At 58.4% G+C, this 20,476-nt stretch carries 21 protein-coding genes; 8 read left to right on the top strand and 13 right to left on the bottom strand.

Annotated elements, in window-relative coordinates; translation table 11 throughout:
• Positions 1-98: 98 nt before the first annotated feature.
• On the top strand, positions 99-425 hold the full coding sequence (locus GOW16_RS05585; RefSeq protein ID WP_170411527.1) for an SH3 domain-containing protein: 327 nt from the start codon (positions 99-101) through the stop codon (positions 423-425).
• Between the two features lie 30 nt (positions 426-455).
• On the opposite strand, the gene GOW16_RS05580 is transcribed toward GOW16_RS05585, so the two are convergent.
• On the bottom strand, positions 456-1,943 hold the full coding sequence (locus GOW16_RS05580) for an ABC transporter substrate-binding protein (protein WP_170411524.1): 1,488 nt from the start codon (positions 1,941-1,943) through the stop codon (positions 456-458).
• Positions 1,944-2,113: 170 nt separating this feature from the next.
• On the opposite strand from GOW16_RS05580, the gene panB reads away from it, so the two are divergent.
• The 3 genes from panB (at position 2,114) to glpK (ending at position 5,338) form a co-directional block, all read left to right on the top strand.
• Positions 2,114-2,953: a 3-methyl-2-oxobutanoate hydroxymethyltransferase gene (gene panB, locus GOW16_RS05575; protein ID WP_170411521.1), complete on the top strand. Its 840-nt coding sequence runs from the start codon at positions 2,114-2,116 to the stop codon at positions 2,951-2,953.
• On the top strand, positions 2,950-3,792 hold the full coding sequence (gene panC / locus GOW16_RS05570) for a pantoate--beta-alanine ligase (protein ID WP_170411518.1): 843 nt from the start codon (positions 2,950-2,952) through the stop codon (positions 3,790-3,792). The genes panB and panC overlap by 4 nt, the downstream gene beginning before the upstream one ends.
• A gap of 67 nt (positions 3,793-3,859) precedes the next feature.
• Positions 3,860-5,338, top strand: a complete 1,479-nt coding sequence (glpK, locus tag GOW16_RS05565) for a glycerol kinase GlpK (RefSeq protein WP_170411515.1) — start codon at positions 3,860-3,862, stop codon at positions 5,336-5,338.
• Between the two features lie 13 nt (positions 5,339-5,351).
• Here glpK and smpB read toward each other — a convergent pair whose 3' ends face one another.
• From smpB to GOW16_RS05515, 10 genes are all read right to left on the bottom strand, one after another.
• Entirely contained in the window at positions 5,352-5,834 is a 483-nt protein-coding gene (gene smpB, locus GOW16_RS05560) for an SsrA-binding protein SmpB (protein WP_170382128.1), read from the bottom strand.
• 47 nt (positions 5,835-5,881) lie between these two features.
• Positions 5,882-6,424 (bottom strand): isopentenyl-diphosphate Delta-isomerase, encoded by a 543-nt coding sequence (idi, locus tag GOW16_RS05555; protein ID WP_170411512.1) that lies wholly within the window; start codon positions 6,422-6,424, stop codon positions 5,882-5,884.
• A gap of 208 nt (positions 6,425-6,632) precedes the next feature.
• Entirely contained in the window at positions 6,633-7,046 is a 414-nt protein-coding gene (locus tag GOW16_RS05550) for a c-type cytochrome (RefSeq protein WP_170411509.1), read from the bottom strand.
• Between the two features lie 113 nt (positions 7,047-7,159).
• On the bottom strand, positions 7,160-8,173 hold the full coding sequence (locus GOW16_RS05545; RefSeq protein ID WP_170411506.1) for a P1 family peptidase: 1,014 nt from the start codon (positions 8,171-8,173) through the stop codon (positions 7,160-7,162).
• A gap of 24 nt (positions 8,174-8,197) precedes the next feature.
• Positions 8,198-8,944 carry an SDR family oxidoreductase gene (locus GOW16_RS05540; protein ID WP_170411503.1) on the bottom strand — a complete coding sequence of 249 codons (747 nt, stop codon included), beginning with the start codon at positions 8,942-8,944 and terminating at the stop codon, positions 8,198-8,200.
• Positions 8,945-9,004: 60 nt separating this feature from the next.
• Complete coding sequence (gene arfB, locus GOW16_RS05535) at positions 9,005-9,424, bottom strand: alternative ribosome rescue aminoacyl-tRNA hydrolase ArfB (RefSeq protein ID WP_170411500.1); 420 nt, start codon at positions 9,422-9,424, stop codon at positions 9,005-9,007.
• Between the two features lie 261 nt (positions 9,425-9,685).
• Positions 9,686-10,330 (bottom strand): queuosine precursor transporter, encoded by a 645-nt coding sequence (locus GOW16_RS05530; protein WP_170411497.1) that lies wholly within the window; start codon positions 10,328-10,330, stop codon positions 9,686-9,688.
• A 91-nt stretch (positions 10,331-10,421) separates the two neighbouring features.
• Positions 10,422-11,306, bottom strand: coding sequence for an esterase-like activity of phytase family protein (locus GOW16_RS05525; protein ID WP_170411494.1), 885 nt, complete (start codon positions 11,304-11,306; stop codon positions 10,422-10,424).
• Positions 11,279-12,142, bottom strand: a complete 864-nt coding sequence (gene mepA / locus GOW16_RS05520; protein WP_170411490.1) for a penicillin-insensitive murein endopeptidase — start codon at positions 12,140-12,142, stop codon at positions 11,279-11,281. The genes GOW16_RS05525 and mepA overlap by 28 nt, the downstream gene beginning before the upstream one ends.
• A complete protein-coding gene (locus GOW16_RS05515; protein WP_170411487.1) occupies positions 12,139-13,506 on the bottom strand; it encodes an MFS transporter in 1,368 nt (455 codons plus the stop codon). The genes mepA and GOW16_RS05515 overlap by 4 nt, the downstream gene beginning before the upstream one ends.
• 129 nt (positions 13,507-13,635) lie before the next feature.
• On the opposite strand from GOW16_RS05515, the gene GOW16_RS05510 reads away from it, so the two are divergent.
• The 3 genes from GOW16_RS05510 (at position 13,636) to yaaA (ending at position 16,845) form a co-directional block, all read left to right on the top strand.
• On the top strand, positions 13,636-13,923 hold the full coding sequence (locus GOW16_RS05510; protein WP_170411484.1) for a YggT family protein: 288 nt from the start codon (positions 13,636-13,638) through the stop codon (positions 13,921-13,923).
• A 78-nt stretch (positions 13,924-14,001) separates the two neighbouring features.
• Positions 14,002-16,041 carry a DNA helicase RecQ gene (gene recQ / locus GOW16_RS05505; protein WP_170411481.1) on the top strand — a complete coding sequence of 680 codons (2,040 nt, stop codon included), beginning with the start codon at positions 14,002-14,004 and terminating at the stop codon, positions 16,039-16,041.
• Between the two features lie 33 nt (positions 16,042-16,074).
• Positions 16,075-16,845, top strand: a complete 771-nt coding sequence (gene yaaA / locus GOW16_RS05500) for a peroxide stress protein YaaA (protein ID WP_170411478.1) — start codon at positions 16,075-16,077, stop codon at positions 16,843-16,845.
• On the opposite strand, the gene GOW16_RS05495 is transcribed toward yaaA, so the two are convergent.
• Positions 16,836-17,297: a VOC family protein gene (locus GOW16_RS05495; protein WP_170411476.1), complete on the bottom strand. Its 462-nt coding sequence runs from the start codon at positions 17,295-17,297 to the stop codon at positions 16,836-16,838. The two genes, yaaA and GOW16_RS05495, sit on opposite strands and share 10 nt — an antisense overlap.
• Positions 17,298-17,306: 9 nt before the next feature.
• Positions 17,307-19,514 (bottom strand): response regulator, encoded by a 2,208-nt coding sequence (locus GOW16_RS05490; RefSeq protein ID WP_170411474.1) that lies wholly within the window; start codon positions 19,512-19,514, stop codon positions 17,307-17,309.
• A 115-nt stretch (positions 19,515-19,629) separates the two neighbouring features.
• Here GOW16_RS05490 and GOW16_RS05485 point away from each other — a divergent pair, with 115 nt between their 5' ends.
• The gene (locus tag GOW16_RS05485; RefSeq protein WP_254429692.1) at positions 19,630-20,475 is read left to right on the top strand and encodes a 2-keto-4-pentenoate hydratase; all 846 of its coding nucleotides are present in this window, start codon (positions 19,630-19,632) and stop codon (positions 20,473-20,475) included.
• The last annotated feature ends 1 nt before the right edge of the window (position 20,476 follow it).

Here is a 20,476-nt window from a genome sequence, read left to right as displayed (position 1 = left end):
GTCCAGCACGACCTTTCAACTGGCAGGAAAACCGGCGAAACTTGCGGCACTAAACTGTGCACTTTAGGCTTCTGGCATTGTTTTCAGGAGGTTTAGCCATGCATTGCAGACACTTGGCTTTTGCGCTTACATTTTTGGCAGGCACAGCCACGGCGCAACAATTGGATCAGGAATTCACGATCACCGAAGACGATCAGGCGGCAGGCTGCGCCAGCAGCTTCGTCTCGGGTCTGGACCCCAACGGCGACGGGTTTCTGTCTGTGCGCACAGGACCGGGATCGCAATTCAGCAAAATCGACGAGTTGCACAATGGGGACATGGTCAGAACCTGCGCCCGAGAGGGTAAGTGGTACGGTGTGTATTATGGCCAACCCCGCCGCAAGGGCTGGGTCCATGGCAACTGGCTGGTCGACGGAGCCGGTTAATGGCCGGGGAGTTAATCCCCGGCTAATTGGTCACTCGGACCAGCTGATCTGCGTCAGATCGATCGCCGCCGTCGGCGCGTTTTTCCACAGCCCTTGTACACCAGCCTTGGCGACACCCAGCTTAGCCAACTGGAACAGGTATCCGTTGACGTAATCGCTTGCGATAAGGCGCTGTGCCTCACCCAACAGGCGCGTACGCTCTTCGGGATCTGTCGTCGAATTCAGCGTGTCCATCAGCGCCTGGAAATCGGTGCTGTCGTACTGGAAATAGTAGTCGGGCCGCGCATAGATGCCGATATCCATCGGTTCAGTGTGGCTGACGATGGTCAGGCCGAAATCCTTGCCCTTGAACACCGATTCCAGCCATTGGGCCCACTCTACGTTGATGATTTCAGCATTGATCCCAACCTCGGCCAGTTGGGCAGCCACGATCTCGCCCCCGCGCCGGGCATAAGACGGCGGCGGCAGGTGCAGGGTGGTTTCAATTCCGTCGGCATAGCCCGCATCTGCCAACATCTTAGCGGCCTTCTTGGGGTCATAGGCCGAGTTCCCGGTCAAATCGACATAGGCCGGGTTATGCGGCGCGAAATGGGTGCCGATGGGCGTGCCATAGCCAAACATCGCGCCATCAATGATCGCCTGGCGGTCAATCGCATGGGCCAAGGCCTGCCGCACTTGGATATCGTCGAAGGGTGGCATCTTGTTGTTGGTGGACAGGATGGTTTCCCCCTCGGTCGAACCGACAAGCACCTGAAAGCGCGGATCAGCTTCGAATTGCGGCAGATTCTCTGGCGCCGGGAAATTGTCGAACACATCGATGTCTTCGGCCATCATAGCCGCAAATGCCGCCGTTGGGTCCGAAATGAACTTGAATGTAGCAGTCTCTAATGCAGGCTGATCGCCCCAATAGTCAGGGTTGCGGTTCAGGGTGATACTGTCGCCCTGAACCCATTCACCAAAGGTAAAAGCACCGGTTCCGACGGGGTTGGTTTTGATGCCCTCGATACTTTCGGGCGCGACAATGACCGCGTCGCCCCAGGCAAGGTTGAACAGGAAATTCCCGTTCGGCTCAGACAGGGTCACCTTGACGGTCAACGGATCGACCACTTCAATGTTTTCGATCCCGGCAAACAGGGCTTTTTGCGCATTTGCGCTATCCTCGGAGCGGGCGCGATCCAGGCTGAACTTGACGTCTTCGGCATCCATCGCGGTGCCATCGTGAAAGGTCACCCCGTCGTGCAGCTTGAAGGTATAGACCTTACCATCGTCCGAAATCTCCCAGCTTTCAGCGAGACCGGGAACAACCGAACCGTCGCCCATGAATCGGGTCAGGCCTTCGAAGATATTGGTGTAAACCACCGAATCGATGGCCTGTGCCGCAGCGCTGGTCGGGTCCAGATGCGGCGGCTCAAGCTGCATCGCGATGGTGATGTCGGATTTGGCCAAAGCCTGCGTGGCAAACAGGCTGGCACTGACCGCCAGCACTGAGGCAAAGGACCGAAATGTCTGCTTTGTCATATAAATTACTCCCCACTGAAAAATGGAACCCTGTGATTTTTTGGGCCTTTCTGCACCCAACTTCCCTTTAAACCTTAGGTCATTCAAGGAAATGTTCGCGCAACCGGGGTTTCTATAGGCCGCTCCCATCTGTTATGCCGCGCTGCAACATGACAACCGGAGGAGCGACAATGAGCGCCACCGCCCGCAAAAAAGCCCCGAATGCCCAGGATATTCGCGCCCGCAAAGGCGGCGAGCCGCTGGTCAGCCTGACCGCCTATACGACGCCGATAGCGCGGTTGATGGATGACCACTGCGATTTTGTATTGGTGGGCGACAGCGTCGGTATGGTGCTGCACGGGCTGGAATCAACGCTGGGCGTGACGATGGAGATGATGGTGATGCATGGCCAGGCTGTCGCGCGCGGTTTGGAAAGTGCGATGATGGTCATCGACATGCCCTTTGCCAGTTACGAGCATTCGCCTGCCGAGGCATTCCGCAACGCCGCCCGGCTGATGTCTGAAACCGGCGCAGGTGCAGTCAAGCTGGAAGGCGGCGTCGAGATGGCCGAAACTATCCGCTTTCTGGTCAAGCGCGGCATCCCCGTCATGGCGCATATCGGCCTGACCCCTCAGTCGATCAACACACTTGGCGGCTACAAGGTTCAGGGCCGTGATGAACAGGCCGAAGCCGTGTTGGCCGATGCCCGCGCCGTGGATGATGCGGGCGCGTTCTCGGTCGTGCTCGAGAAGGTTCCGCAGGGGCTGGCCGATCAGATCACGGCTGAAGTCGCAATTCCAACGATCGGCATCGGGGCCTCTGCCGGTTGCGACGGACAGATTCTGGTTGTGGACGACATGGTTGGCTTTTTCACGGCCTTCAAACCGAAATTCGTCAAACGCTATGCCGAGCTTGGCCCATTGGCCGAAGCCGCCATTGCCGAATACGCCGCCGAAGTACGCTCGCGAAGCTTCCCGGCGGACGAACATGTCTTTGCCGATCAAGCTCCGGCCAAAGGGCCCAAGACATGACTGCCCCAATCCTGCGCCGCCTGACTGATCTGCGCGCTCTGACCTCGGATTGGAAGCAAAAAGGTGAAGAGATCGGCGTGGTTCCGACCATGGGTGCGCTGCATCAGGGGCATCTGTCGCTGGTTGAGGCCGCGAAAACCGGGTGCGACCGCGTGATCGTCACGATCTTTGTGAACCCCAAACAGTTCAACAACCCCGAGGATTTGGCGAAATACCCCCGCACCGAAAACGAGGATGCCGAAAAACTGGCACCCTTTGGCGTTGATGCGATCTATGTCCCGGAACCCGAAGAGATCTATCCGCAGGGCTTTGCCACCACCGTCTCCGTCGCAGGTCTGACCGATGTGATGGAGGGCGAATTTCGCCCCGGCCATTTCGACGGTGTTGCCACGGTCGTGGCCAAACTGTTCCTGCAAACGCAGGCAGATCGAGCCTATTTCGGGGAAAAAGACTATCAGCAGCTGATGATCGTAACCCGCATGGCCCGCGATCTGGACATCCCGACCGAGGTTGTTGGATGCCCCACAGTACGCGAACCATCCGGTCTGGCCATGTCCTCACGCAATCTGCGCCTGTCGCCCGAAGGGCTGGACATTGCCGCCCACAAGAACCGGATCATGCGAGACCTTGCTACCGCCCTGAAAGACGGTGCGCCATTCGATCCGATGGCCAGACAGGCTGAGACCGATCTGTTGGCCGCCGGATTTACGCAGGTGGAATATGTGCAGTTGCGCTGCGCTGAAACGCTTGAACCTCTGACCTATGCAAACCGCCCTGCCCGCCTGTTTGCTGCGGCCTGGGCGGATGGTGTGCGATTGATCGACAATATTCCTGTCTGAACGCTCTGGCACGATTGTCATTGTTTGCGCTAAAGTCCCGCAAAACGAAACGGGAGAGGCATGAGGCGTGACCTATATTCTTGCCATTGATCAGGGCACCACATCATCGCGGGCCATTCTATTTGACGCAGAGATGCAGCGCGCAGGCACCGCGCAGCACGAATTCACCCAACATTTTCCGCAGGAAGGCTGGGTTGAACACGACGCCGAAGAAATCTGGGACAGCGTCCTACGCGTTTGCCGCGAAGTGATGGAATCGACGGGCGTGACCCCCGATCAGATTGCCGGAATCGGCATCACCAACCAGCGTGAAACAACTGTGGTCTGGGACCGCGCCACCGGCGAGCCGATTCATAATGCCATCGTCTGGCAAGACCGCCGCACCGCTGATATCTGCGCCCGCTACAAACAAGCCGGGTGTGAAGATGACGTGACCGCCCAGACCGGGCTGCTGCTGGACCCCTATTTCTCGGGCACCAAGGTCAAATGGCTGCTGGATACCGTGCCGGGCACGCGGGAACGGGCCGAGGCCGGAGAGCTGATGTTCGGCACCATAGATTGCTTTCTGATCTGGCGCCTGACCGAAGGGCGCAGCCACGCCACCGACGCCACCAACGCCGCGCGCACGTTGTTGTTCGACATCCATAAGGGAGAGTGGAGCGCAGAGATCTGCGATCTGCTGGACGTGCCGATGAATATGCTGCCCGAAGTGCATGATTGCGCCTCGGACTTCGGAAATACGACCCTATTAGGGGGAAATATCCCGATTTTGGGTGTTGCGGGGGATCAGCAGGCGGCCACGATCGGTCAGGCGTGTTTCCAGCCCGGAATGATGAAATCGACCTATGGCACAGGGTGTTTCGCACTGCTGAACACGGGCAACAATCCGGTTGAATCGAAGAACCGCCTTTTGACGACAATTGCATATCAACTGGATGGCAAGCGGACCTATGCGCTGGAGGGGTCAATCTTTGTGGCCGGTGCCGCCGTGCAATGGCTGCGCGATGCGTTGCAGATCATCGAAAGCGCCCCAGAAAGCGGTGAACTTGCCCAAAAGGCCGACCCGAACCAGCATGTGGTGCTGGTGCCCGCCTTTACCGGCCTCGGCGCGCCGTACTGGAAACCGGATTGCCGTGGCGCGGTGTTCGGCCTGACCCGAAACTCAGGCCGTGCCGAATTTGCCAAGGCCACGTTAGAGAGCATCGCCTACCAGACCCGCGACTTGTGGCATGCCATGCAGGGCGATTGGGGTGCGGATACCGATGTCACCCTGCGCGTGGATGGTGGCGCCAGTGCATCGGATTGGGCGATGCAAGGGCTGTCCGACTATCTTGGAGCCGAGGTGGATCGGCCAGTGATGCAGGAAACCACGGCTCTGGGCGCGGCGTGGCTAGCCGGGATGCGGGCGGGTGTTTACCCGGATCAACAGGGATTTGCAGAAACCTGGGCGTTGGATCGCCGGTTTGAACCCGAACTGTCCGCCGATGAGCGTGACGCGGCATATGACCGTTGGAAACGCGCCGTCTCCGCCGCCATGGCGTTCTGAGCAGAATGAAGGATCAGCTGTGATCCTTCATCAACCGCTGTTTCTGACGTGACCAGTCGCGCTTGGCCTGGGTTTCGCGCTTGTCGTGCAGCTTCTTACCCTTTGCGATGCCGATCTTCAGCTTCGCCCGGCCCTTGTGGTTGAAATACAAAACCAGCGGCACCAGCGTCATACCTTTGCGTTGGGTCGCATTCCACAGATTCGACAGCTCTTTGCGGGACACCAGCAGCTTGCGACGGCGGCGTTCTTCGTGTTTGAAGACCTTCGCTTGTTCGTAGGGCGCAATATAGCTGTTGATCAGCCAAAGCTCTCCATCATCGACCGAGGCATAACTTTCGGCGATGTTCGACCCGCCTGCGCGCAGGGATTTGACCTCGGACCCCTCCAGCACGATGCCGCACTCGATATCCTCTTCGATCGCGTAATCGAAGCGGGCTCGCCGGTTTTCGGCGATGACTTTGTAGTTCGGGTCTGTTTTCTGCTTCTGCTTGGCCATGACGCGTTGACTTATGCGGCTTGGGCGGCCCTTGCAAGCCGTAGCCGTCAGGAGGTGGCCGAGATAATCAGATCAGGGCCGAAAATCGTGTCGGCGTGATTGTGCAGATATATCTTGAGCCACGGCGTAAACCGCTCGGGGTATCGCTGCACTTCGGCCAGAAGATCATGGTAATCGACCCAACGGATTTCCATGACTTCGTCCGGATTAGGCTCGATTTTCAGCGGGCCGCGTACATGCGCCAGAAAGATGTCGACCACTTCGTGTTCGATCATGTTGTTGCCGACATCAGCGTGGTACTCCAGCCGGTGACGGTATTCCGGGTACAGCCCGGTAATTCCCAATTCCTCGCGCAACCGGCGCACGGCGCAGACCGAAGGCGTCTCGCCCCAATCGGGATGAGTGCAGCAGGTATTCGCCCACAGGCCGGGGGTGTGATACTTGCCCAAAGCCCGGCGCTGCATCAAAATCTCGGTTCCGCGCACGACAAAAACCGACACAGCCTTGTGCCGCAGGCCTTTTTCATGCGCCTCAAGCTTGTCAACTGGGGTCAACTCGCCATCAACCCAGGCCGGGATCATGATTCCCATCTGTCGTCTCCTGCTGCCGATCTGCCGTAAGGGCCGGAAATTCGAAATTGGCTGCCGCCAGGTCGGCTTAGCTCTGCGAAATTGTGCATGCAACGCATCAAAAACCGCGCGCTTTCAAATTGGCGTTGTTCAACACGGTTATCAAGCGCACGAAAGGCCGCAGGGGCTGCGGCCTTTTGTAACTTCAAACTGTACTGGGTCTGCGGCTTTATTCGCCAGAAACGCTTATGATATAAGCGTAAACATCCTCGGCGCCCTTCTTCAGCTTGAAGGTCATCTTGGACTTGGCCGAGGTTTCACCCAGGTAATCTTTCAAAAACGCCTTGGGATCTTTTGCGTATTCCACAAAGGTTGTCTCATCCCAGACCAGCCCGTTTTCACCAGCGGCGACGATGCTGTCACCATACTTAAATTCTTCGACGGTCCCCGCGGTTCGGCCTGCAATACCATAGAGGTTCGGACCGGTTTTGCCGCCTTTGACGATCACCTCACCTGCAGGGTCTGCAATCTGGTGACAGGATTTGCACTTGTTGAAGGTTTTCTTTCCGGCTTCGGCGTCTCCTTCGGCATAAGCGGGAAGGGCCAGAAGGCCGACGATTGCGGTCGCGAGAATGCGATTCATAGCTTTTGCTCCGATACGAATTGGCTGCACCGAATGGACCGTCGGCGCAAAAAAGAGTCAACGCGCAGATTGCCGCGCGAGGGCACTGTGCCACTGCGGCATATAGGCCGTCCTTAACTTAAGTCATGTAAGTCGGACCAACAGGGTAAAAGATCTCCCGGCGCCGGCGAGGCGAGGTATACGGCCCGCGCGATGGCCCGTGCCAGACAGATCGAAGCCACATGGCCGAGAAGCCCCAATTCGACCTCTGCCAGTTGGTGGCTACCCGTGCTGACGCCAAACACCAGATCGCCATCGCCCGGCGTATGCGCGGGAACAACCGCCCGCGCGATCCCGTCGTGGGCAGCCACGGCCAGTCGTTGGCATTGTGGCTTGGACAGCGCAGCGTCCGTGGCAACGATTGCGATGGTGGTATTGGCGTTGTCCGGTTCGGCAGGTCGCATTGCCTTTGCCTTGCGGCTGGTCACGCTGCGACCAAGGCCCGTGCTGGCATCAGGCCCTAATCCGCCGAATTCGTCGCCGTATTCAAACGGAGCGGCCCAGAAATGACGATCACCGGGCGTGGTGACGCTGCCGAGTGGATTGGCCGCCACCAAGGCCCCAACCGTGACCCCGTTGTCCAACACGAACGAGGCAGAGCCCAGCCCGCCCTTGTGCATGGCGGCCAATGCGCCGGTCCCCGCTCCGACGGTGCCCAGATCGAACTGGTCTGCGGCATCCTCGAATGCGCGACGCCCAAGCACGCGATAGGGATTCTCGGCCCAGGCTTTGTCTCCACCGTTGAGCAAGTCGAACAGGATTGCACCCGGAACGATGGGAACGACAGCATTGCCAACCTCAAACCCACGGTGTTGCGCTTGCAGGGCATCGGCCACTCCGGAACAGGCGTCCAGGCCAAAGGCCGAACCGCCGGACAGAACGATCGCATCGACGCGCGACACGGATTTGTCGGGGGCCAGAAGGTCGGTTTCCCGCGTACCCGGTGCGCCACCCATAACATGTACAGACGCCGTGAAAGGCTCAGTTGCCGTCAGAACTGTCGCCCCGGATTTGAGCGCATCATCCTGCGCGTTTCCGACCAGAAGGCCGGGAATATCGGTGATCAGGTTTCGGGGTCCGGGTGTCATTGTTTTTTCAGATTTTGGAGCGGATCAGATGCAGCGGCCACCGTCGACCTCCAATGCTGCGCCGGTGATCATGCTGGCCTCGTCGGAACACAGGAAACAAGCCGCGTTAGCCATGTCCTCAGGCGTCGAGAATCTGCCCAGCGGGATGGTCGACAGGAACTTGGCCCGTATCTCGGGCGTGTCCTCGCCCATGAAGGATTTGAGCAGTGGCGTTTCCCCCGCAACTGGGCAAATGGCGTTCACCCGGACGCCGGATGGGGCCAATTCGACCGCCATGGTCTTTGTCGCGGTGATCATCCAGCCTTTCGACGCATTGTACCAGTTCAAATTCGGGCGTGGCGACAGACCGGCGGTTGAGGCGACGTTCAGGATCGCGCCGGTGCCGCGCGACTTCATATGAGGAACCAGAGCGCGCGCCGTCAGGTAGACAGACTTTATGTTCACGTTGAAAACGCGGTCAAATTCCTCTTCGCTGACATCCTCAAGCGGGGTGGGCAGATGGGTTACGCCGGCGTTGTTGACCAGAATATCAAGGTGCCCAAGCCGGTCAAAAGCCGCATCCGCCATGCCCTGCACCGACGGGCCATTGGCTAGATCGACCTGATGTGCAAAGGCGTTGGGACCCAACTGATTGGCCTGCACTTCGGCCGCATCACCGTTGATGTCCGCGATCATGACGCGCGCGCCTTCGGACAGGAATTTCCGCGCAATACCAGCACCAAAGCCTGATGCGCTGCCAGTTACAATGGCGGTTTTTCCCTCTAACCTCATGATCTTGTCCTCTTGCAACTGCGCCGGGTCAGAGTAGCGATGCGCAACAAAGATACCAGATCAATCTTCGGCCACCTTGCCGCGCAAAGCTTTGACGTCCGACCGTGCCTTTTTGGAAGCCAATCGTCGCTTGACCGACCCATAGGTGGGTTTGGTAGCGATACGGCGCTTGGGTTTAATCGTAGCGCGGACAATAAGCTCGGCCAGACGGTTGCGTGCAATTTCTCGGTTGCGCGCCTGACTGCGGGTTTCGTCGCATTGAATGATGATCGCACCCTCTTTGGTCCAGCGTCGCCCCGCCAGCCGCTTGAGCCGCGATTTGACCGGATCAGGCAAAGAGGGTGAGCGCGCCGCCTCGAACCGCAATTCGACGGCGGTGGACACCTTGTTCACGTTCTGCCCGCCGGGACCGGATGAGCGAACAAAGCTTTCGGTCATTTCCCAGTCTTGCAGGGTGATATCGTCGGTGACGCGCAACATGGGCGCGACCTTACAGGCCTGATCCAAAAACAAAAAGGGCCGTCCCAGCGGGACGGCCCTTCGAAAGCTCAGGAGGTTGGGTCGGTTAGATCAATCGACCAGCCGGAGCGAGCGCTCCGCCAAGGGCTGCCTTAACAGGCGATCCCCCCGGTTGTTCCAACACCTCTCTCCAATCCCTTTCTCGACATTGGATCACCTCCTTTCAATCTGTTTCCGTTACCCGGAATCGTGCCACGAGTTGCGCGAAACGCAAAGCTTTTTTTACGCGGGCTGCGCCGTCAGTCGCGCCACGATTACTTTGAACGGGATCAACGCGATCAGGGCCAGCGACAGTTTTACCAGCCAATCCGCAAACGCCAGCGATACCCATAGGGGTGCCATCGGACCCGTCAGCATGAAGGGCACAGGTTCCCATGCCCAGCTGATTGCCGCATCGGCATCCGCGCCGAAAATCGTAACCGAGGCCGAGAACGCGATGATAAAGAACAAGGTGGTGTCCAGCGCCGACCCGACCAGCGTCGATGCCAAAGGCGCGCGCCACCACCGGCCGCCGCGCAGCTTGTTGAACACAGCCACATCAGTCAGCTGAGCGATCAGGAATCCGGTGCCCGAGGCCACCGCAACCCGCAGCGGTACAGCGGCATAGGTGAACCCATCACCCTGCAGAATGATTTGCGTTCCTATCAGCGAGCAGATGATACCGGTGACGAAACCGGCGAATACCACCCTGCGGGCAGCTTCCACGCCGTAGACACGGTTCATGATATCCGTGACCAGAAAAGCCACCGGGAAGGTAAAGGCACCCCAGGTCAGAAGGCCATCCAGCAGCAGAAACTGGACCAGAATGTTTGAGGCCACAACAATAGTAGCCATGGCAATGATGCCGGGAATATAAGCGCGTTGCATTTTCAGATGCCCGTTTTGACAAGGTAGCGGCGACTTGGCCAAGGGACCGTCCCAAGGCAAGCCGCGCTTCTAGACCTTTGTTTTGGACGTGTCAATCGGGCAGCACGTACTCGACCAGTTCGGTGCGCTGAAGCGCCAGAAAATTGTCATCGGAAACCATTGTCGCCCGCAAGCGGCCCTGATCATCGCGCCAAATGGACAAACCTTCGAGGTTGTCATGCGCACCAGTTCCGGTTTGAAACAGAACCTCTTCGGCACGTGGGATATCGCCGTCCAACTGCCATCGCCGCAGGCGCGATCGGAACCCGGTCCAGCCAACGTCTCGTTCCAAAACGTAAAACCTGCCATCTGGTCCGAAGTCTGCTGCAACCGGCAGGAATTTTCCGCGTTGCGGCAAGACAAAAGGCGTCGACCACGCCCGACCGTCCCAGCGGTAAACAGGGATATCACCGGCCGCGGTTCGGTTTTCCTCGGGCATTGTGAAAAGATGGCCACGGCGATCAATGGCCAACGCCTCTAGTGACCCGTTGACCTCAAAGTCATCGAACGCTGTAGGTCGCGGTAGAACCTGTGCCTTTTTCCCTGGCGCAGGATAAAATGCCACTCGATGTGTGCTTTCAAACGACACATACAGGCCGCCATCTGGTGCAACGGCTATGCCTTCTGAATCCCCAGCCCCACCTGTCAGTGGACGTCCCCTGCTGGAAATCAGCGGCCAGTTTCCAGTGATCTGAATGTCGGATATCTTGTCACTTTTGCGCTTGATCTGCGCGGTGATCAGCGTTGCCCGGTCGGTCATGCCAATCAATTCGCGGCCATTATCCGAGATGTGGACAGCTGAAAACCCGCCAAACCACTCGGCCGAGTGACGCCAAGTGAAGCTGCCAATGTGATCAGGTCTCTTGTTATCAAGTGCCCAAACCGCGCCTGCCAGCAATAGCGCGATGATCAGTTGGATTGCAGAACTTGTACGCATTGCTGAGGCAGATCGGCCAATCGGTATTCACGCCGTTTCTTGGGCGCCGGTGCATTCGGGTCGGGCGGGGGCGGGTTGAGGATGTTGTTCACCCATTGCTGCGCCTCGGCACAGCCATCGCCTTTTGGCGGAGGATCCTGATTAACGCAACCACCAGATCCGCGCGGGCATTTCAGGCGCACGTGGAAATGGTAGTGATGACCCCACCAGGGCCGGATCTTACGCAAATAGGCGCGATTGCCTGTCTCGTTCTTGCACATTTCGACTTTGGCCCCGGGAAAAACGAAAATTCGCGCAACCCGCTTATCCTTGGCCGCAGCGCGCAGCACTGCGTGGTGCTGCTTCGTCCAGTTGCCATTCACAAAAGCGCCATTCGACCGGCGCAGCGATATCGACGAGATGTTCTCGCGTGCCTTTCGGCTGAGCCGCATGTTGTCGCCGGGCAGCATCCAGATATCAATGTCCAGACCCAGCTGGTGGCTGCGGTGCCCGGATGTCATTGGGCCACCGCGCGGCTGGCTGATATCCCCGATATAGAGACCATTCCAGCCCGGCTGTTTCGCCGCAATTCGGCTGAGGTCCTGTACATAGTCAATCGCAACCGGGTGGCCCCAGTTGCGGTTGCGCGACAGACGCATCGCTTGCCATGTCGGTCCTGTCTCGGGCAATTGCACCGACCCTGCCGCGCATCCGCGCGAATAACTGCCGAAGGCTGCGGATTTTTGCTGCGAACTTTCTTTCTGCGCCCCGAACAACTGCTTTGCCAAGGGCTGAGCCGAGGCGGTGTTCGCCAGCGCAATTGCGGCCAGTAGCGCCAAAAAACGTAATAAAATCATCTGCTCTGATCCCCTTCCGGTCTGACCCAGCGCATCAGGAATAGACCCAGAATAAACAACAGAACGATTGGTGAAACCCCCAAACGCGCGCTTCCCGTGACCGCTGTGGCAATCGCGATCAGCATCGGTGCCGCAAATGAGGTCGCACGACCCGACAAACCATAAAGGCCAAAGCTTTCGACCGGCGCCTCCGGATCGGTATGGCGTACCATCATCGAGCGGCTGGCAGACTGCAAAATGCCGCCCATGCCGCCGATCAGCACGCCACAGCCGAAGAACACCATATCCGGCAGACCCGACCCTTCAGCCAAGGGGATGCCAAAGACCTGCGTCCGGTCCATCGATACAATGGTAGTGCAGACAAAGATCAGCACCCAGATGGTCACCAGAATGACCGGTTTGGGGCCGAATTTTCGGTCCAGCTTGCCGCCGATCCAGGAAAACGCAGCCGCCGCCAGAACACTGACGATGCCAAAGACCCCGATCTTGATCAGATCCCACTCCAACACCAGTGTCGCGTAGACACCGCCAAACGAGTAAAGACCGTTCAACGCATCGCGGTAGAACATGGACGAGCCCAGATAGGCTGCCAGGCTGGTGCGGTGGCGCAGGTTGGATATGGATTTTCCCAGCAGACGAAGGGCTTCGCCGACGCTGCCCTTGCGTTCCGCATTCGGATCATCGCGCACCCACAGGAAATAGGGCACCATGAACAGAATGAACCAGCCAGCGGTGAACGGCCCGACAAAGCGCGTACCCTCGCGGGTCGCTGCATCCAGCCCAAACAGCGGGTCCATTCCGATCAGCGTCTTGCCGTTGCCCTGCTCGACAAACAGCGCCAGCATGATCGCAAGTGAGATCAGTCCGCCAAAGTAACCAAAGGCAAAGCCAGAGCCGGAGATCTCGCCAACCTCATTGTCGTCGCCCAGATCGGGCAGCTGCGAATTGATAAAGATCAGCGCGTATTCCGCCCCGACAAAGCCCAGACCAAAGGCCGACAGCATCAGCCACATGTTCGACCCGTCGGGCATCGTGTACCAAAGTGCGGCAGAGCCAACGGCGTACATTACCGAAAACGAAAATATCCATGGCATCCGACGCCCCGACACGTCCGCCATGGCCCCCATCAGCGGCGCGCCAAAGGCGATGATCAGCCCAATGATGGTCATGCAATTCGCCCACACTGTCTGCGCCCGCGCATCTGCGGCGTCGGCATCCAGACCGGACGTCAGATAATACTCTGCCGCCACTCCGGCGAAGTAGGGACCAAAGACAAATGTAACGAGCAGAGTATGGTACGGCTGGCTTGCCCAATCGAAAAACCACCAGCCCCAGATGCGCTTGCGCTTGGATATTTCCGCCATTTCTGCCCCTGTTTATCGTTGCTTTCATAAGACGGGTCTTTGGACCAATTCGCAAGCGTTCTGTTGGCGCGCACTTGCTCTTTGCTGCACAGGCGCTTAGGTCTCAGCTAGTTAGAAATCGGAGTGCCCATGCTGTCGCTGATCCAAATCCTTCTGCTGATCCTGGACATTGTCTGGTTCATCATCCTGGCCCATGTGATCATGAGCTGGCTGATCAACTTTCAGGTTCTCAACCTGCATCAACAATTGGTCGCGCAAATCTGGTATGGCCTGAACCGCATCCTTGAACCCATCTATGGCCCGATCCGCCGCATCCTGCCCAATATGGGTGGGTTGGATCTGACGCCTTTGGTGGTACTGATCGCCGTTTATGCGCTGCGGATTATCCTGATCAACAATGCGGTCTATTTCGTCTGACCTCTTGTTCACTGAATCTTAGTATGTGATTGTCCTGTCTTAAGAGCAGATAAACCTTAGAGCAGGGCAACCCCGCACATGTTCGACGCCGCACCGATGCTGCGAGATGTCTTTGGATTCGACGACTTCCGCCCCGGGCAGGAAGAGATCGTTGATGCCGTCACGCTGGGCGAAAACGTGCTGGCAATCATGCCAACGGGTGGTGGCAAATCCCTGTGTTATCAGCTGCCTGCCCTGATGCGCGATGGTGTGACGGTCGTGATCTCGCCCCTCATCGCCCTGATGCGCGACCAGGTGCGCGGCCTGCAAGAGGCCGGTGTCGAGGCCGGCGCGCTCACGTCTGGCAATACCCCCGAAGAAACCGATGCCGTATGGGATGCGTTGGAAGCCGGGCGTCTCAAGCTGCTGTATATGGCACCCGAGCGTTTGGCTGCCGGATCGGCGCTGGGAATGCTGCGCCGGATCAATGTCAGTCTGATTGCCGTAGACGAGGCCCATTGCGTCAGCCAGTGGGGCCATGATTTCCGGCCGGACTATCTGCGGATCGGAGAATTGCGGCGCGCGCTGAATGTGCCCCTTGCGGCCTTCACTGCAACGGCCGACGCTGAAACGCAGGACGAGATTGTTGAAAAACTGTTCGACGGCACGCCTCCTAACAAGTTCCTGCGCGGATTCGACCGCCCCAACATCCACCTAGCCTTCGGAGCCAAGGATGGCCCCCGCAAACAGATCCTCGACTTTGCCGAAGCGCGTAAGGGTCAGTCAGGCATCGTCTATTGTGGCACCCGCAACAAGACCGAGGTGCTGGCGCAGGCGCTACGCGCCGAAGGGCACTCGGCCTGCCACTACCACGGTGGAATGGAAGCCGAAGATCGCCGCATTGTCGAAACCCGCTTTGCGCGCGAAGACGGCCTGATTGTCGTCGCAACCGTCGCCTTTGGCATGGGCATCGACAAACCCGATATTCGCTGGGTCGCCCATGCGGACCTGCCCAAATCCATCGAGGCCTACTATCAGGAAATCGGACGCGCCGGACGCGATGGCGACCCCGCCGAGACCCTGACCCTGTTCGGTCCCGACGACATCCGCCTGCGCCGCTCGCAAATCGACGAAGGGCTTGCCCCTCCGGAGCGCCGTATGGCCGATCACGCGCGCTTGAACTCTTTGCTGGGATTGGCCGAGGCGCTGAAATGCCGCCGTCAGACTCTGTTGGGGTATTTCGGTGAACAGTCAAAGCCGTGCGGAAAATGTGATCTGTGTGACACTCCGCCCGAGGTGTTCGATGGCACAACGCCTGTCCGCATGGCCCTGTCAGCGATCCTACGCACCGAGGAATGGTTCGGGGCCGGTCACCTGATCGATATTCTTCTTGGCAATGAAACCGACAAGATCCGTGCGCGGCGCCACGACAATTTATCGACCTACGGCATCGGCAAAGAGTGGTCGCGCCCGCAATGGCAAGCCATTTTCCGGCAGATGATGGGCCATGATCTGGTCCGCCCCGACCCCGAACGCCACGGCGCGTTGCGCATGACGGAAACGGCCAAGCCGATCCTGAAAGGCGAGGCGCAGATCAGTCTGCGCAAAGATACGCTGCGTAAGGCCGGACGCCGCCCCGCAGTCAAAATGATGGTGTCCGAGGAAGATGCGCCGCTGCTGTCGGCTTTGAAGGCCAAGCGGCGCGCTCTGGCCGAATCCGCGCGAGTCCCGGCCTATGTCATATTCCCCGACCGCACGCTGATCGAAATGGCTGAAAAACGCCCTGCGACGCTGGACGATATGGCCCGAATTGGTGGGGTCGGTGCGAAAAAGCTGGAACGCTACGGCGATATCTTTCTTGAAGTCATTGCCGGCGCGGTCGAGGCCGTGCACCCTGCGCGCCGCAAACTGGCTGGCCGGGATCAAGGTGATATTTACGACCAATTGCTTGAAGTGCAGTCACAGCTGTCGCGGGGTCCCGACGGGATCGACAAACCGCTGACCTGTTCCGCCTCGCAACTGGCCAAGGTTGCTCAGCTGCGGTCAGACGACCCGCGCGCGATGCAGCATGTTCTGGGTGAGCGTCGTCACGAACGGTTTGGGGCAGCTTTTCTGGACGTGTTGCGACAGACGCACTAGATACGCCGGAACAGGCAAGGAAAGAGGGCGGATATGCTGGTAGTGATTTCCCCGGCCAAACGGCTGGATTGGGCAGAACGGGACGTCGCGGTCACGCAGCCCGACTTTCAGGACGATGCCATCCGCCTGTCCAAGACTGCCCGCAACCTGACTTTGGGCGATCTGAAAAAGCTGATGGACCTGAGCGATGATCTGGCGCGTCTGAACCGAGATCGATATCGCGCCTTTTCAGACGCGCCCGAAGCCGAGGCAACCCGCCCTGCTGCGCTGGCCTTTGCAGGAGACACCTATCAAGGGCTGGAGGCGGCGTCGCTGGAGTCCGATGAAATGGCGTGGGCGCAGGATCATCTTCGTATTCTGTCCGGTCTTTATGGTGTACTGCGTCCACTGGATTCCATTCAGGCCTATCGGCTTGAGATGGGCAGCAAACTCAAGACTCGTCGCGGAAAGAACCTGTATGAGTACTGGCGCGATCAACTGAGCAAAGCGCTTAATGCGCAAGGTGCTGAGGTTGGATCAGAAGTCCTGGTGAACTGCGCCAGCCAGGAATATTTTGGCGCAGTAGACCTTAAAGCGCTGAAACTTCGCGTTATCACCCCTGTTTTCATGGAAGACAAAGCCGGCACGCCAAAGATCGTAAGCTTTTTTGCCAAAAAAGCGCGCGGGGCGATGGCGCGCTACATCATTCAGAACCGGCTGAACGATCCTAAGGGGCTGCTGGACTTTGACTCAGGCGGCTATGAATACCGGCCCGAATTGTCCGAAGAAGATAAACCCGTCTTCGTGCGCCCCTATCAGGCCTGATCCAGCATCGACGGATCGTATGCGACCAGCTCGACCGTGTTGCCTTCGGGGTCTTCGGTGAAGATGCCGCGCCAGCCGATCCATCCAAACTGCTCAACCCGATAGGGCTGACCAAGATGGTCATACCATCGCATCACCGCGTCTTGCTCGTCGAATGGCAGCGACAAGGCGATGTGATGCAAGGACGACGCGCCACCCGTCACCGGATTTTGCGATCCAGTCGGATGCAGGTCCGGTCGCGGGGCCGCAGCGTGGTGAAATAGGGCCAATACTTGCGTGTGACCACCGTATCCGGGCGCGATCTGGAAGAAGGTGATCGCGCTGTTGTGGTCACCACTAAGTCGCTTTAGCCCAATGACATTTTCATAAAATGCAACCATGGCTGCCATATCCGCGCAGCGGATGGCAATTTCACCCAGCGCGCGGGGCCGAAATCCACGATCTTCAGACATGAACTCAATCTAATCAGCCCGGCCTTCCTCTGCAATGACCGGGCAACAATCATCCGGTTTGTTGGTCAGGACCATTTGGTGAATCTTCCGTTTTTGCAGAGGTTTAGTCAGGTAGTGATCCAACCCCGCAGACAATATCCCCTGATCGTCGCCTGCCATTGCATGCGCCGTCAGGGCGACAACGGGTACATGTCTGCCGGTTTCAATCTCGCGACGCCGGATTTCGGCAGTGGCCTGTTTTCCATCCATTTTCGGCATCGAAATATCCATAAAAATTAGGTCAGGATCAAAGTCCTGATGCTCCTGCACCGCTTCGATCCCGTTTCCGGCAAACCGCAGGTCGATGTTCAGATCCTTGACCATTTTCCTGAGGATCAACTGATTGGTCCGATTATCTTCGGCCGCGAGAACGCGCATGATGCGCTGCGTTTCACTACATTCAGGCTTGTTTGACCCCGGATCATCTGGCGCGAGCTCCGAAGGGCTTTTTGTGCGGCCAAGCGCCTGCAGGCGTGCGTAGAGCTCGGCTCTGGGGATCGGTTTTTGCAGGACGCCTTCGATCAGATGCCGAGCTGGGTGGGCGTGAATGACCCCGGGGTTGGCCGACATCACAACAACCGGCAGATCGCCCATACCTCTGTCTTTCAGTATCACAGCCAGTTCAAGCCCGTCCATGTCGGGCAGGTCATGATCGCACAGCAAAAGGTTCACGCTGTCATCCAGCGCATCCAGCGCCTCTCGACCAGATGCGCATACGGTGACCTGCGACCCCAAGCGCCCCAGTTGTTTGGACAGAATTGCACGGTTGGCGGCCAGATCCTCGACGATCATCACATGGCGCAGGCGGCCTTGAAGATCCGGAGGAACGGGTTGCGGGCCTTCTGCCGTCGGCAGCGAGAACCGAAACCCGAAGCAGGACCCCTGCCCCGGCTCGCTATCCACCCAGATCGATCCACCCATTAAAGTGATCAACCGTTTCGTAATTGCCAGTCCCAGACCGGTTCCTTCGAAAGCCCGGTTTCGTTCGTCTTCGACCTGATTGAATTCACCAAAAATATGGCCGACCTTGTCTTGGTCGATGCCGATGCCGGTGTCTTCGATCGCAACATGCACATCGCAGGTTTGAGCGTCCGGGTTGGGTACGCCGGTGACGCGGATCAGGACATGGCCTTTGGACGTGAACTTGACCGCATTGCCGACGAGATTGGTCAAAACCTGACGCACCCGCCCCGGATCGCCAACAAACAAGGTGGGCAGGAACAGATCGTAGTCCACCAATAGCGTCAGACCCTTGTCGCGCACGCTGGGTTGCAACAGCATCGCAACCTCAAGAATGCAGCGTTCAAAGTCGAACTGTTCGGGGTGCAGGGTCAGCTTGTCCGCCTCGATCTTTGAATAGTCCAGGACGTCGTTGATAATCACCAAAAGCGCTTCGCCTGAATTGCGGATGGTGTTCAGGTACAGTCGCTGTTCTTCATCCAACGGCGTTTCTGACATCAATTCGGTCATGCCCACGATGCCGTTCATCGGGGTTCGAATCTCATGGCTCATATTGGCCAGAAACGCCGATTTGGCGCGATTTGCTGCCTCGGCCCGTTCGCGGGCGGCGGTGAGCTCAGCCTCGTGGCGCACGGATGCGGTGATGTTCAGGGCCAGGCTGACCACATCGCCGCCATGGCCACGCTGGTCGATCAATTTGATGTAATGGCCATTCCACAGCCGGATGACCTCGGGCTGGGGGTGTGGCATTGCCCACCTCTGCAACATCCTGTCATGCCATCCGGACGTCGGTTCCGACCCGATATCAATCAGTCCTTCGGTCGTCAGTATCTCAAGAATCCTGGGATAGGTCACACCTGGCGCAACCTCTTCCAGCCCGTCAAATACACTCAGATACGCCGCGTTTGCCCCGATCAGACGGCTCTCCTCGTCAAAGAACGCGAACCCATCCTGAATGGTTTGGATGGAATGCCACAACCGCCGTTCGGCCACTTCGATCTTGGCGTTGGCAACCGTCAGGTCGGATTTGACCTTCTCATTCTCATCGCGGACCGTTTCAACCTCGGCCTGCGTTTCACCGATGCGCTTGCTCAGCGCCATCGCGTGCAGGCCCAGTTTGCGGTTCGCGGCCGACAACTCTGTCTGCTTCATTTCCAACAAACGTTCGGCCGCCAGGCGCGCGCGCCGTTCCTGTGCCAGTTTTCCTGCAAGACTCATCTTTGGTGATCCCGGGACAATCCGCATTCAGCATCCGGACAGAGCGTGAAGAACTGTTTAAACCGTTGCCGAAATATCCAAGCTCATGTCACGTTTGGTAAAACGGAGGAGTGCTATGCGTGTTTTCTTTGGTGCTTTGATGGGTTTCGGCGTGATTGCGCAGCCACTGGCGGCGGATTGCGCAACGGAGGCTCAGATCGATCAGTTTGTCGCCGACTACATCTTGGGTACGCCCGCAGCTGCGCTTTCGCCAGATGGCTCAATGGAGGACGCGTTGTGCACGCAATCCCGACTAGCAGCAGCGTTAGAGCCGCATTTGGGGCCCATCATTGGCTACAAGGCCGGACTTACCAGCGCGCCAGCGCAAGAAAGGTTTGGCGCATCCGAACCGGTTCAGGGAGTCCTGTTTCGCGACATGATGCTGCATGACGGTGCCAGCGTTCCCTCGGACTGGGGCGCGCGACCGGTATTCGAAGCCGATCTGGTGCTAGTCGTTGGGGATGCGCGGCTAAATCAAGCCGAAACGCCCGAGGAAGTGCTTCAGAACATCGCGGCAATCCGCCCCTTTATCGAATTGCCGGATCTGACACTCGCCGAAGGCGAACCGATTACCCCGGTCACTCTGACCGCAATCGGCGTCTCACCCAGATTGGGTGTTCTGGGTGCAGAAATTCCTGTGACGGACGCGGCGGCCATGGGAAAGGCATTGGTGGACATGACCGTCACACTCCGCGCCGCCGATGGAGAGGTTCTGGCGCAAGCACCGGGATCTGCCGTGCTGGGACATCCGGCCAATGCGGCTCTTTGGCTGATGTCCAAGGGGATCGAGTTTAAACCGGGCGATCTGATTTCCGTTGGATCATTCGGTCCGCTGTTTCCGCCTGCAAAGGGGAAAGGCGGGGCAACAGTATCCTATGACGGCTTGCCCGGAGACCCGACGGTCAGCGTGGTGTTCGAGTGAT

Origin of the sequence: Ruegeria atlantica, assembly GCF_013033965.1 — a bacterium.
GTDB lineage: Bacteria > Pseudomonadota > Alphaproteobacteria > Rhodobacterales > Rhodobacteraceae > Ruegeria > Ruegeria atlantica_D.
This window is presented reverse-complemented; position numbering and strand designations above follow the sequence as displayed.